We start from the raw sequence: 13,083 nt of genomic DNA on the forward strand, positions 1-13,083 counted from the left end.
CAAGAAATGACTGAATCACCAAATCTGGTTGCATTTACACCGGAAAGACAGGAAAAAGTAAAAGAGATCATTGCACGTTATCCTGAGGGCCGTCAAAAGTCGGCTCTTTTGCCTGTTTTACACGTGGCACAGGAACAATGGGGCTGGTTGAGCAGCGAAGTAATGGATCACGTGGCCAGCTTGCTGAGCCTGGAACCCGTCGAAGTTTACGAAGTTGCGACTTTTTACACCATGTATCACCTTGATCCTGTCGGGAAGCATGTGATTGAATATTGCCGCACGGGTCCTTGCTGCCTGATGGGCGGGGAAGACGTTTACGGACATTTGAAACAAAGACTGGGCATTGACGCCGGACAAACAACCGCCGATGGACTTTTCACATTAAAAGAAGTAGAATGTCTGGCAGCATGCGGCTGGGGCCCTGTTTTTCAGATTCGTGAGAAATATTACATGAACCTGACGAATGAAAAAGTGGATGAAATTATTGAAGAGTTGAGTAAATAGCGTAAGCTGAAATTGATCCTCAAATGGCTATAAAAATCTTAACGGAACATATTAATACACCAGGCATCGAAACTTTCGACGTTTATCGTCAAAAGGGAGGATACACGGCCGTTGAAAAAGCGATAAAGACCATGACCCCGGAAGAGGTTGTGGAAGAAGCAAAGAAATCCGGTGTGCGCGGACGTGGCGGTGCGGGTTTTCCAATGGGTATGAAATGGGGCTTTTTGGCTAAACCGGAAGGTGTTCCCCGTTATTTGGTGTGTAATGCGGATGAATCCGAGCCCGGAACATTCAAGGATCATCATTTGATGAAGACCATTCCGCATTTGCTCATTGAAGGGATGATCATTTCAAGCTTTGCGCTTGGCGCAAACAAGTCCTTTATCTATGTTCGTGGAGAGTTAATGTATGTGATCCGGATTTTGGAGCAAGCCATTGAGGAAGCAAAAGCGAAAGGATTTCTTGGTAAAAATATATTAGGAACCGGTTACGATCTTGAACTGATCGTTCAGCCTGGTGGTGGCGCTTACATTTGCGGTGAAGAAACCGCGTTGCTTGAATCTCTTGAAGGAAAAAGAGGGAATCCAAGAAACAAGCCGCCATTCCCTGCAGTAAAAGGTTTATATCAAAGCCCGACTGTGGTAAACAATGTGGAATCTATCTCCAACATGCCTTGGATCATTAACAATGGCGGAGATGCTTATGCAGCCATTGGTGTTGGCCGCAGCACTGGAACGAAGCTGATTTCTGCTTCGGGACACATTAATAAACCCGGCGTTTACGAGATCGAGTTGGGTGTTAGTGTTGAGGAATTCCTTAATTCAGATGAATACTGCGGTGGCGTGAGGAAAGGACATCATTTGAAAGCATTGGTTGCAGGAGGTTCATCTGTCCCCATTTTGCCAGCGCATTTGATCATGAAGACGGCTAATGGTGAAGATCGCCTGATGAGCTATGAATCACTGTCGGATGGTGGATTTGCAACAGGAACAATGTTAGGTTCGGGTGGTTTCATTGTTTTTGATGAAACAGCATGTATCGTTCGTAACACCTGGAATTTCTCCCGTTTTTATCATCATGAATCTTGCGGACAATGCAGCCCATGCCGTGAAGGAACCGGCTGGATGGAAAAAGTGCTTCATCGAATTGAACACGGCCACGGGAGCATGCACGACATTGATCTGCTGGTTGATATATCCAAAAAAATAGAAGGTAACACCATTTGTCCATTGGGCGACGCTGCTGCCTGGCCAGTTGCCAGCGCAATCCGGCATTTCAGGGATGAATTTATGTGGCACATTACTAATCCACACGAAGCATCGCAGCCCGGCGCAGTTTATCAGGGCGAAATGGCATTAGTATAATGGAAATCAATAAATCGCTGATTTGGGTCCGGGATAAATCCTTTATGATTGCTTTGATCTTCGGGCTCATTAGCGCATTGATACTCTTAATCATTAAATTCCAGGCATCCATCAGCTATCATCCCGATATTTCCGGAAGCGAGGGCAGTTCGATTGTTCCTATTCAACTTCTTGTTTCAGGCAGTCCCATTTATCTGGATCCGGAAGATGCGCCATTCAGGTTATCTCAATATGCGCCGATTTATTCTACGATCGTTGCCACATTCTGCAAAATAGTGGGCTGGTCAGCCCTGGAAGTGCATAAAATTTATCTTGCAAGCCGGTTGTGGTCGAATCTTTTCGTTTTGGCTACTGTTGGCTTTATTGGCTTATTTTTGAATCGTTTGACAAAAAAGCCGTTCGTCGCAATCATTGCAAGCTTGTATATTTTTCATGTGCTGAGCTTTTGGTTTTTAACCACTTCCCGTCCGGATAGTTTACTGATTTTATTAACATCACTCTTTATATTTTCCTGCTATAACGCATTGAAACAGGATGGCAGCCAATTTTGGTTTTATCCAGCCATTTTCATCGCTGTTACAGCCTTTTTTGTTAAACAAAGCGGTGCAATACTCGCTATTTCCGCAGGCGTTTACTGGATATTGAACAGAGAATGGAAAATGCTATTGAGTCTGACTGCATTCGGTGTGGTTGTTATGGCTCTTTATCTGGCGATCCTTCCTATCAACACCATTGACCTGTTTTTTACCAACATTATTGGAGGTGTGGCTAATTCGGCCAGTTGGGAGTGGTTTTACGACTGGACGCTTCAACACTGGCTTTTGCAATTTGCGCCGTTAATAATTGCTAACGCGATTGTGAGCGGCTATATCATTTATTACAGATACTCCAATTTTCTTCTGTTTCTGACCCTTTGCTGCTTTTTGACTTTCGTCTTTTCGACGTCAACAGCATTCAAAATCGGCGCGGGCGTTGGTTACTATCAGGATTATCTGATTTTAGCGGTCATTCAGATTACACTTTTCATCACCCACGCCGCAAACGTTTATCGATTTGATCAAGGTTTTTTCAGGATCGCTGCCTCATTTTATATGATCGTCGCATTTCTGCATTGCACGCTTTTTGTTTTCATGAAGTATAAATCAGCGATCCATTCCAACTTCGAGCGCAATTACATTGATGAACGTAATGTGTCGGAATATTTATACCACGAGAAAAACCTGAAACCGCGGGAGTGGGTTTATATTTGCGGCGGCAATAATCTGGAAGGTTATTTTCTGAATCATTTTTTGGTTAATAATGCGTTAATTCCTTTTGCTGACCTCGTTTATCTGGCCAATTTGAACGGAACCTTTCAGTTCGATAAATTTGAGAGCATGGTTAGGAGAAAGGATATTAAATATGTAATTTCATTAAAAGGGATTGTTCCTACCAACATTCTCAATATTGATTTTGCAAACACTTTAAAATATAGCTCAACCGTGGGCCCGTATGACATTTACGAGGCCGACAAATAGCATAAGATATAAAATTTTGGCATGGAAGAGACCAAACCTCAGTTAGTAAAAATTACGTTTGACGGCATTGAAGTCGAAGTAGAACCGGGAACAACGATTATGCAGGCTGCACGTAAAATTGCAGAAGCGGACGAAAGTCAGGCTGCACTTGTGCCCCCGGCCATGTGTTACTACAAACCGCTGCCTACTTCCGGCGGAAAATGCAGAGCTTGTCTGGTTCGCGTTGCACAAGGTTCCGCGAAAGACCCAAGGCCGATGCCGAAACTCGTTCCATCGTGCATTACGCAGGTTCAGGAAGGAATGGTTGTTGAAAATACATCCAATCAGGCCGTTCTGGATACGCGGAAGAGCATTGTTGAATTCCTCCTGATCAATCACCCGCTCGACTGCCCTATTTGTGACCAGGCCGGAGAATGTCATTTGCAGGATTTTGCATTTGAGCACGGTTCGGTAAATACGCGTTACGAGGAAGACAGAAGGACTTTTGATAAAATCGACATTGGCCCTTACGTGCAACTGCACATGACGCGCTGCATCCTTTGCTATCGTTGCGTATACACAGCCGACCAGATTACCGACAAGCGTTTACATGGCGTAATGAACCGTGGAGATGCTTCTGAAATAAGCACTTACATTGAAAAAGCAATTGACAATGACTTCTCCGGAAATGTGATCGACGTGTGCCCGGTAGGAGCGCTTACTGATAAAACTTTCCGCTTTAAAAACCGTGTATGGTTTACCAAACCGGAAGACGCGCACCGCGATTGCGATAAATGCTGCGGTAAAACGACTCTTTGGTACAGAGGTGACGAGGTGATCCGCGTTACTGCGAGGAAAAATACCTGGGGAGAAGTCAATGACTTCATCTGCAACACCTGCCGCTTTGAGAAGAAAAAAACAAGTGACTGGGTGCTGGAAGGTCCCACAAAAGTGAAGCGCAGTTCTGTAATTTCAGCTAATAAATACCGCGCTGATCTGGTTAGAAAGCCTGATTTCGCGATTAAAATGGCAGAAACGCAATACAAGCGCATCGATGATACGCGTCCATATGTTACCGACGACGATACAATTCGTCATCAAAGCATTGAAAACAACGACAAAGCAAATCACCGCTCATTGTTAGCTAAAAATAACTAGTCATCGGCTTAGAAGCCGGTTTTTAACCTTGTTTACAAAAAATGGATTTAACGGAGTTTCTCATTAAAACCGCAACAATATTCGTTGTTTTTGTCCTTACGCTGGTCATTGCAATGTATTCAACCTGGGGCGAGCGCAAAGTTGCGGGCTTTATCCAGGACAGGATGGGCCCAAACCGGGCGGGACCAGGCGGATTGTTGCAACCTCTTGCGGATGCGGGTAAAATGTTTTTCAAAGAAGATTTTATTCCTGCTCTGGCTAATAAATGGCTTTTCATAGCAGGCCCGAGTTTGGCAATGCTTACAGCATTGCTAGCCAGCGCGGTTATTCCTTTTGGAAGCACATTCCGTATTAATGGTCATGAAGTTGCTTTGCAAGGGGTTGAATCCAACATTGGTATTCTTTACGTTTTTGGCGTTGTTGCGCTGGGCGTTTATGGCATCATGGTTGGCGGCTGGGCTTCCAATAATAAGTTTTCGCTTCTCGGCGCGATCCGTGCGGCTTCGCAAAACATTAGTTATGAAGTTGCTATGGGCCTTTCGCTGATTGCGATTCTCATGATGAGCAGCTCGCTTTCATTAGGCGAGATTGTGGCTCAGCAGCACGGCGGTAACTGGAATATCTTTTACCAGCCACTGGGTTTTATTATTTTCATTACCTGCTCCTTCGCTGAATGTAACCGTGTGCCTTTTGACCTTCCGGAGTGCGAAACGGAGCTTGTAGGCGGCTATCATACGGAGTATGGAAGTATGAAACTGGGCTTTTATCTGTTTGCCGAATACATTAACATGTTCATTTCCTCTGCCATTATCTCTGTACTTTATTTTGGCGGTTACAATTATCCCGGAATGGACTGGGTTTACACGCAGCTTACACAGGCTTTGGGAACAGAAACAGGTCATAATGTGGCCACATTGATCGGGACAGCCGTATTTTTTGGGAAAGCATTGTTCTTCATCTTCTTCTACATGTGGGTGCGCTGGACAATTCCAAGATTCCGTTATGATCAGCTGATGAACCTGGGCTGGAAAAAACTGATCCCGCTTGCTATCTTTAATATTATTATCACAGGTGCTGCCGTGCTTTTCTTAAAGCCGATGATCACCGCGTGGTTGAATTAATAAAAAACACATTGCCATGCAACTGACAAATCGCTCTAAGCAAGTAAGCAATAAGGAAATGACGTTCATGGAACGCGCCTACTTGCCTGCTATTGCAACTGGATTAGCGATCACCATTAAGCACTTTTTTGCAAAAAAGGTAACCATTGAATATCCCGAGGTGAAGCGTTACCTGGGCCCTGTTTTCCGTGGAAGACACATTCTGAAAAGGGATGAAGACGGTCGGGAACGCTGCACTGCCTGCGGATTATGCGCCGTTGCTTGTCCGGCAGAAGCCATCCAAATCGTGGCGGCTGAACGCGAAAAAGGGGAAGAAAAGCTTTACCGCGAAGAAAAATATGCGGCGGTTTACGAAGTGAACATGCTGAGATGCATTTTCTGCGGGCTTTGTGAAGAAGCTTGCCCGAAACAAGCCGTTTATTTGCGCCACGACGAGTTTGTTCCCGTATTTGCAGAACGCGATCAGGTGATTTGGGGAAAAGATCTTTTGGTGGAAGATATGAACAACAGATACACCCGCGAAGCCTGGACCAAAGAAGAAGCACGTACCTTGGACTTGAAAAGGGCCAGCGGCGAAGTTACCAATGTTGTTCCGAGAGCCATTCCCTGAACACATTCATTGAGCATATCAGCTATTTAATTTTATGAATTCAGCTATTTCATTTTTCTATTTCCTGTCATTCCTGACTGTCCTCAGCGCAGTAATGGTGGTTGTTTCACGCAACCCGATCCACAGCGTCCTTTATCTGATCCTGACATTCTTTACACTTTCGGGACATTATATTCTGCTCAATGCGCAGTTTCTGGCCGCTGTTAACATTATTGTTTACGCAGGTGCCATTATGGTTCTTTTCCTCTTTGTGATCATGTTTTTGAATATGAAGCAGGATAATGAGGAGTCTAAAACCAATCTGACGAAGATTGCGGCCACCATTGTCGGCGGAACTGTGTTTGTCATCCTGTTTGGGGCTTATCGTAAAAGCGTTATTCCCGGATTTGATCCGCAGCAATTTGATTCACAGATCGGAATGATTGAAAACCTCGGACATTTACTTTTCCGCGATTATTTGCTTCCTTTTGAGTTGGTTTCAATTCTCCTTTTGGTAGCGATGGTGGGTGCGGTAATGTTAGGGAAAAGAGAAATCGGAGAAAGACATTTTTAAAATCCTAAGCTAACATTTTAGCATATAAAAAAGGGAAATACTCAACCGAGCATTTCCCTTTTTCTTTTGTATTTATCGCTTTCTAGCTAGCTTCCACTTCTGAATAAGCTTCAACCGGAATGCAAGAGCAGATCAGGTTTCTGTCGCCGTAAGCGCTGTCGACGCGGCTTACGCTTGGCCAGAACTTGTTGAATCGTAAATGCGGCAATGGGAATGCAGCTTTTTCGCGGCTGTAAGATCTGTTCCAATTTTCACTTAACAGGATCCTCGACGTATGCGGTGCATTTTTGAGCACATTCTCTGTGCGGTCTGCCGTGCCTTCCTCAATCTCACGAATTTCATTTCTGATCGCGATCATTGTATCACAAAAACGATCCAGTTCCGCTTTCGATTCCGATTCCGTTGGCTCGATCATCAATGTTCCTGCAACAGGGAATGACAATGTAGGCGCGTGAAATCCGTAATCCATCAAACGTTTTGCAAGATCTTCAGCTTCCACACCCGCCGCTTTGAATGAACGGCAATCCAGGATCATTTCGTGGGCGCAGCGGCCGTTTGTGCCTGTATAAAGCACGTCATAATGTCCGCTTAAGCGCTCTTTAATATAATTGGCATTCAGAATTGCGTATTTGGTTGCATTGGTAAGCCCGGCCTCTCCCATCATGGCAATGTATGCATAGGAAATCGTCAGGATGCTTGCACTTCCGTAAGGCGCGGCCGAAACGGCTCCTGCTTCGCCGGCGGGCAAATGCTCGGGCTGCGTGCTGAAATTAACGTGACCAGGAAGGAAGGGCATCAAATGTTCCGCCACACCGATCGGGCCAACGCCGGGTCCGCCGCCGCCATGAGGAATGCAGAATGTTTTGTGCAAATTCAAATGGCAAACGTCTGCGCCAATGGTTGCGGGACTGGTAAGACCAACTTGCGCATTCATATTGGCACCATCCATATAAACCTGTCCGCCAAATGAATGGATCATTTCGCAGATCTCAATAATGCTTTCCTCATACACACCGTGCGTGGAAGGATAGGTGATCATTAAGCAAGACAATTCATCTTTATATTGCTCAGCTCTGGCTCTCAGATCAGCAACGTCAATGTTTCCTCTTTCATCACATTTGGTAACCACCACTTTCATTCCCGCCATAACAGCCGATGCAGGGTTAGTCCCGTGTGCGGAAGAAGGGATCAATGCAACATTTCTGTGCACATCGCCGCGGCTTTCGTGGTAAGCGCGGATTGCCATAAGTCCCGCGTATTCGCCTTGTGCGCCTGAATTGGGCTGGAATGACATGGCAGCAAATCCAGTGATCTCGCAAAGCCAGATATTAAGCTCGCTTACCAGCTGCGCATAACCCCCAACCTGATTGGTCGGAGCAAACGGGTGGATAGCACCAAATTCAGGCCACGTCAATGGGATCATTTCGGCGGTTGCATTCAGCTTCATTGTGCAGCTGCCCAGTGAAATCATGGAATGAACCAATGATAAGTCCTTATTTTCAAGCGATTTCAGATAACGCAGCATTTCGTGCTCGGTATGATGCGTGTTGAAAACGGGATGTGTCAGATATTCGGATGTACGGGCAAGATTGGATGGAAGATCCAGTTCCAATTCTTCATCAATTACCATCTCGCCCTGGAAACCAGACACTTCTGCAAATACATTTAACAGCGCGATGACATCGTCAAAAGTCTTTGCCTCATCAAATGAAACCGAGACACTTTCCTCACCATTGTATTTAAGGTTAATGCCCCATTTCACAGCGGTTTCTCTCAGCTTTCTTGTCAAACCAGTCTTAACAGTCACAGTGTCAAAGTAATGCTCTGTTACGACCTCATAATGGAACTGTTTTATCGTGTCAACGAAAAGTTTGGTAAGTCCGTGAACGCGAGCAGCAATGTTCCTGATGCCTTCGGGCCCGTGATAAACGGAGTAAGCGCCTGCAATAACTGCCAAAAGCACCTGCGCGGTGCAAATGTTGGAAGTCGCCTTTTCGCGACGGATATGCTGCTCGCGTGTTTGCAAGGCCATGCGCAATGCGCGGTTGCCTTCCGTATCCACTGAAACACCGATAATCCGGCCTGGTATATGTCTTTTAAATGAATCCTTTGTTGCAAAATAAGCCGCATGCGGCCCGCCATAACCCATCGGAACGCCGAAACGTTGCGAAGAACCTACAACTACATCCGCTCCCATTTCACCTGGCGATTTCAGCAACGTCAATGCCAGCAAATCTGCGGCAACGGCAACTGAAAGGCCCTGCTCATGTGCAGAAGCGATGAAATCTGTGTAATCAATCACTTCTCCATTGGTAGCAGGATATTGAACCAGCACACCGTATAGATTCTCATCGGTAAGATCCACCGTTGCATGGTTTCCTACTATAATGTCAATGCCGATTGGCTTCGCTCTTGTGTGAACAAGGTCGATCGTTTGCGGATGACAAAGTTCTGAAACAAAAAATGTGTTCGCTTTTTTCCTTGAGGAAGGACGCAGGCTATGAAGCATTGTCATGGCCTCAGCAGCAGCAGTCGCTTCGTCCAGCAATGAAGCGTTTGCGATCTCCATGCCGGTCAAATCTGTAATTACAGTTTGAAAGTTGAGCAGCATTTCAAGTCTACCCTGTGCGATCTCGGCTTGGTAAGGTGTGTAGGCAGTATACCAGGCTGGATTTTCAAGAATGTTCCGAAGAATCACATTCGGCGTAACGGTATCGTAATAACCTGTTCCGATGTATGATTTCAAAACTGCGTTTTTGCTTGCTATTTTCCTGATTCCCTGCAGGAATTCCTGCTCGGTCTTAGGTCTTGGCAAGTTCAACGGCTTTTGCAACCTGATAGCCGGAGGAAGCGTCTGATCTATGAGTTCATCCAGTGATGCTGCTCCTATCGTGCTCAGCATTTCCTGCAATTCCTGCGCATCCTTACCGTGGTGACGGTTTTCAAATTTATCCTGGTTCCGAAGATTAATTTTCATTCAACTTGGGCTGACGACGTCAATATTAAGTGGTTTTAAAATACAAAAGTAAGCAAATCCAATCGAATCTCTTAGAGAATGATGGCCCTGCTTACTCTTGAATATATGCAAATTTTGATGCAATTCGAATGTCAGTGATTGGGACAACCGCAATCCGTTTTCCGCTTGAATATTCCGAGGAATTTCTTGGATTTCGGCTTTTTGTAACCCTTATACTTTTTCTTTTTGACTAAGAGCTCGGTCTTCGCGTTGGCTGGCTTAGCACTTACCGTGTTAACACCAGAAATCCCGCAAATCAATGCGAGTACGAGGAATAAGGAAGCAAATTTTGTCATCTTGATCATTTTTAGGATTACAGGACCTTATATACTCAACGCATTTAGGCTGTTATCCTGTATAACTGATCAAACCCATTTACAAGTTCCCTGTTTTTCAGGCCCTGACCAATTCTATGATGGCAATTTCGGGCAAAATACCTACACGACCAGGATAACCTAAATAGCCAAAGCCACGGTTAACATACAAATGCTGCTCATTTTCTGTGTATAATCCTGCCCATTGTTTATATCTGTATTGCACAGGGCTCCACTTCAACCCACCAATTTCCACACCAAACTGCATGCCGTGCGTATGCCCTGCCAACGCCAGATCAATGTCTTTGTATTTTGGTAAAACCTGTGCCTGCCAATGGCTGGGATCATGGGAAAGCAATATTTTAACAGGAAAATCATCCGTATGCTGGTAAGCCTTTTCCAGATTTCCGTATTTGGCAAAATTACCCGCGCCCCAATTCTGGATGCCTATAAGTCCAATTTCTTCACCATCGACACGGATCGCGCGGTTTTCATCCAGCATTAAATTCCAGCCCAATAACTGATGCGCTTTTCGCAGATCTGCCAGATTGCTTTGCTTGGATTCAATGCTCGGCCATTGAAAATAATCGCCATAATCATGATTTCCCAAAACAGAGTGCACGCCCAGCGGCGCTTTTACTTTGTTAAAAATGTCAATGTACTCACGCACTTCCAACGCACGGTCATTAACGAGATCGCCCGTAAAAAATGCAATGTCCGGCTTCTCCTTCATCAGCATTTCAACGCCTCCTTTTACAGCCGTTTTGTTAAAAAAGCTCCCGGAATGAATGTCCGACAACTGCGCAATTTTGATCCCGTCAAATGCTTTGGGAAGATTTTTCAGCGGAATACGAACCCGGCGAATGCGGTAATCGTGTGCACCGGAGATAATTCCATAAGCAAAAGTGCCCATAAGCCCCGCTCCCGCCACCATAGCCGTAGTTGCCAGAAACTGAGACCTCGGAATAGTAGGTTCGCCAGTCACAGGAGAAACCGGCGCGGCCGAAGGAAAGAAAAAGCTTGCTATCCACTGTAAAAAACGGCGAATGTCGTCCAGGAACAAAAGAAAAACGGCCAGAAGTTTAGACAAATAAGGAATTGCAATGAAAGCGACAATGAATGTTCGCGTAGTGCTTTTGAGATAATCAGGCGGGAGCAATTGCATGATAATGTAAGCGCCTAATGTGAGTGCTGTAAAAACCCAGTAGGCTCCGCCGATCCAGCGTTGGGTAAGCGGCGTTAAATTCCGGATTGCAAAACGCAGTCCCTGCCACACGTACCAGTCAATTGCGAAGAGGATGAAGGTTAAAAATATAAAAAAGAATGTTCTGTTCATTTTGGGGTAATCATTATGATATTGCTCGTTAACACCGCTCAGAATTTTCTCGTTCGGTGACTAAAAAAGAATGTAGCCGATTGTACAACAATGGAGCATTGAGCAAGTTAAAGGTTCGTTTTCAAAGCTGAGCGGCATTTAGTAATTTTGAACTTACTAAACGAAAGAAATATGCCGGAATTTGATTTTAAGCGCTTTCATATCCGTTCCATGAATGCCGGTTCGGACCAGGAGCGTGCGCAGATCAACCAGGAACTGAAAGACTTATATGCGTCTCTTTCTGAGGAAGATAAAGCTGTTTTTAACCAACAATTACAGAAATTTCTTGCCAGGGAAGTAAGCAGGATCAAGTCGGATTACGAGTCCGTCCATGGTCTTGACCGGCCCAACTAGTCAGGTTATCGCTCAGTTCAGCCTCGGATCTATGGGGTAGTGGGCAATGGAACGATATTCGCCGCCCATATTGCGCAGGATCTCGCGCCAGAAGTTTTCAGGTGGCGTTGTGAAGAGGAAATCAGAGTTTGTGCTGGAAACGATCCACGAATCCTGTTTTAATTCGTCCTCGAGCTGGCCGCCGCTCCAGCCGGAATATCCGATAAAAAAGCGGATATCATCTGCGTGAAATGTGTTGAGATTTAAAAGCATTTTTACGCTGTCAAAATCCCCTCCCCAATAAACATTTTGCATAATCTCCGTCCCGCCAGCCACCAGATCGGGCCGCCTGTGAATGAAATGCAGCGTATTTTTCTCAACAGGCCCCCCCAAATGCAAAGCAATGTCCTGATAAATGGTCTCGTCCAGAACATCCCCCAGAAAAAGATCGGTAATTTGGTTCAGCACAAAGCCGAAGCTGCCCTGCTCATTGTGTTCGCACATCAATATAACGCCTCTTTCAAAATTGGGATCTCCAAGAAACGGTTTGGCAATTAAAAGACTTCCTTTTGAAATTTTCATGGCTGATGGCATAGTGAGTATGGCTTTAAATTATCAAAAACGTAATATATTTAATTTTTAGCAACAATTTCGCGGCATTTAACAAAAGGAATTAATCGTTTACCTATTTTCGGCCAAATCGAAAAAAAGATATGCCATATATAAAAACTGTGCGAGGCTTTAATCCCGCGTTTGGGGAAAATTGCTGGCTTGCGGAAAACGCTACGGTGGTGGGCGATGTGGTGATGGGCAGCCATTGTACGGTTTGGTTCAATGCCGTGGTTCGGGGCGATGTGAACAGCATTCGCATTGGTAATTATTCCAATATTCAGGATGGGGCTGTGATTCACTGCACTTATCAGCGTTTTGCCACAACTATTGGCAGTTACGTGTCCGTGGCGCACAACGCAATTGTCCACGGATGTACGATAGAGGATCACGTGCTGATTGGCATGGGCGCTATCGTGATGGACGGGGCCGTGATCGGAACGGGATCGATTGTGGCGGCTGGCGCCATTGTCACCCAGGGAACAAAAGTCCCCCCCGGGACGATTTATGCGGGCAATCCGGCAAAATATTTGAAAGATGTTTCGACGGAACTGAATGCTGCCATTGACCGGACGGCCAATAACTATATTACTTATTCGGGCTGGTTCCGGGAAGAGGAAGGGAAATGAG

Annotated in this window: 12 protein-coding genes; 9 read left to right on the forward strand and 3 right to left on the reverse strand. The window is 45.4% G+C overall.

Annotation, left to right across the window (positions count from 1 at the left end):
* Positions 1–6: 6 nt before the first annotated feature.
* Genes nuoE through B5X68_RS24095 form a run of 7 tightly spaced genes read left to right on the forward strand, consistent with a single transcriptional unit; the run spans position 7 to position 6,806 of the window.
* Complete coding sequence (gene nuoE, locus B5X68_RS24065) at positions 7–504, forward strand: NADH-quinone oxidoreductase subunit NuoE (protein WP_082217320.1); 498 nt, start codon at positions 7–9, stop codon at positions 502–504.
* Positions 505–527: 23 nt separating this feature from the next.
* Positions 528–1,868, forward strand: a complete 1,341-nt coding sequence (gene nuoF, locus B5X68_RS24070) for an NADH-quinone oxidoreductase subunit NuoF (protein WP_082217321.1) — start codon at positions 528–530, stop codon at positions 1,866–1,868.
* Positions 1,868–3,385: a glycosyltransferase family protein gene (locus tag B5X68_RS24075; RefSeq protein WP_082217322.1), complete on the forward strand. Its 1,518-nt coding sequence runs from the start codon at positions 1,868–1,870 to the stop codon at positions 3,383–3,385. The genes nuoF and B5X68_RS24075 overlap by 1 nt, the downstream gene beginning before the upstream one ends.
* A gap of 21 nt (positions 3,386–3,406) precedes the next feature.
* Positions 3,407–4,522 carry an NADH-quinone oxidoreductase subunit G gene (locus tag B5X68_RS24080; RefSeq protein ID WP_082217323.1) on the forward strand — a complete coding sequence of 372 codons (1,116 nt, stop codon included), beginning with the start codon at positions 3,407–3,409 and terminating at the stop codon, positions 4,520–4,522.
* A 41-nt stretch (positions 4,523–4,563) separates the two neighbouring features.
* Positions 4,564–5,643, forward strand: coding sequence for an NADH-quinone oxidoreductase subunit NuoH (gene nuoH, locus B5X68_RS24085; RefSeq protein ID WP_082217324.1), 1,080 nt, complete (start codon positions 4,564–4,566; stop codon positions 5,641–5,643).
* 16 nt (positions 5,644–5,659) lie between these two features.
* Positions 5,660–6,253 carry a NuoI/complex I 23 kDa subunit family protein gene (locus B5X68_RS24090; RefSeq protein WP_082217325.1) on the forward strand — a complete coding sequence of 198 codons (594 nt, stop codon included), beginning with the start codon at positions 5,660–5,662 and terminating at the stop codon, positions 6,251–6,253.
* Positions 6,254–6,287: 34 nt separating this feature from the next.
* Positions 6,288–6,806, forward strand: coding sequence for an NADH-quinone oxidoreductase subunit J family protein (locus tag B5X68_RS24095; protein ID WP_082217326.1), 519 nt, complete (start codon positions 6,288–6,290; stop codon positions 6,804–6,806).
* Between the two features lie 82 nt (positions 6,807–6,888).
* On the opposite strand, the gene gcvP is transcribed toward B5X68_RS24095, so the two are convergent.
* Positions 6,889–9,783 (reverse strand): aminomethyl-transferring glycine dehydrogenase, encoded by a 2,895-nt coding sequence (gene gcvP, locus B5X68_RS24100; RefSeq protein ID WP_082217327.1) that lies wholly within the window; start codon positions 9,781–9,783, stop codon positions 6,889–6,891.
* Between the two features lie 432 nt (positions 9,784–10,215).
* Positions 10,216–11,472 carry a metallophosphoesterase gene (locus tag B5X68_RS24110; protein ID WP_082217328.1) on the reverse strand — a complete coding sequence of 419 codons (1,257 nt, stop codon included), beginning with the start codon at positions 11,470–11,472 and terminating at the stop codon, positions 10,216–10,218.
* 171 nt (positions 11,473–11,643) lie between these two features.
* Here B5X68_RS24110 and B5X68_RS24115 point away from each other — a divergent pair, with 171 nt between their 5' ends.
* Positions 11,644–11,865 (forward strand): hypothetical protein, encoded by a 222-nt coding sequence (locus tag B5X68_RS24115; RefSeq protein WP_170916717.1) that lies wholly within the window; start codon positions 11,644–11,646, stop codon positions 11,863–11,865.
* A gap of 12 nt (positions 11,866–11,877) precedes the next feature.
* Here B5X68_RS24115 and B5X68_RS24120 read toward each other — a convergent pair whose 3' ends face one another.
* A complete protein-coding gene (locus B5X68_RS24120) occupies positions 11,878–12,438 on the reverse strand; it encodes a YqgE/AlgH family protein (RefSeq protein ID WP_082217329.1) in 561 nt (186 codons plus the stop codon).
* A 119-nt stretch (positions 12,439–12,557) separates the two neighbouring features.
* On the opposite strand from B5X68_RS24120, the gene B5X68_RS24125 reads away from it, so the two are divergent.
* Complete coding sequence (locus B5X68_RS24125; RefSeq protein ID WP_082217330.1) at positions 12,558–13,082, forward strand: gamma carbonic anhydrase family protein; 525 nt, start codon at positions 12,558–12,560, stop codon at positions 13,080–13,082.
* Position 13,083 lies beyond the last annotated feature (1 nt).

Source organism: Dyadobacter psychrophilus (assembly GCF_900167945.1).
Lineage (GTDB): Bacteria > Bacteroidota > Bacteroidia > Cytophagales > Spirosomataceae > Dyadobacter > Dyadobacter psychrophilus.

Coding starts and splice junctions, on each gene's coding strand:
- nuoE (WP_082217320.1), top strand. CDS start 7: ATGACTGAATCACCAAATCTGGTTGCATTTACACCGGAAAGACAGGAA.
- nuoF (WP_082217321.1), top strand. CDS start 528: ATGGCTATAAAAATCTTAACGGAACATATTAATACACCAGGCATCGAA.
- B5X68_RS24075 (WP_082217322.1), top strand. CDS start 1,868: ATGGAAATCAATAAATCGCTGATTTGGGTCCGGGATAAATCCTTTATG.
- B5X68_RS24080 (WP_082217323.1), top strand. CDS start 3,407: ATGGAAGAGACCAAACCTCAGTTAGTAAAAATTACGTTTGACGGCATT.
- nuoH (WP_082217324.1), top strand. CDS start 4,564: ATGGATTTAACGGAGTTTCTCATTAAAACCGCAACAATATTCGTTGTT.
- B5X68_RS24090 (WP_082217325.1), top strand. CDS start 5,660: ATGCAACTGACAAATCGCTCTAAGCAAGTAAGCAATAAGGAAATGACG.
- B5X68_RS24095 (WP_082217326.1), top strand. CDS start 6,288: ATGAATTCAGCTATTTCATTTTTCTATTTCCTGTCATTCCTGACTGTC.
- gcvP (WP_082217327.1), bottom strand. CDS start 9,783: ATGAAAATTAATCTTCGGAACCAGGATAAATTTGAAAACCGTCACCAC.
- B5X68_RS24110 (WP_082217328.1), bottom strand. CDS start 11,472: ATGAACAGAACATTCTTTTTTATATTTTTAACCTTCATCCTCTTCGCA.
- B5X68_RS24115 (WP_170916717.1), top strand. CDS start 11,644: ATGCCGGAATTTGATTTTAAGCGCTTTCATATCCGTTCCATGAATGCC.
- B5X68_RS24120 (WP_082217329.1), bottom strand. CDS start 12,438: ATGCCATCAGCCATGAAAATTTCAAAAGGAAGTCTTTTAATTGCCAAA.
- B5X68_RS24125 (WP_082217330.1), top strand. CDS start 12,558: ATGCCATATATAAAAACTGTGCGAGGCTTTAATCCCGCGTTTGGGGAA.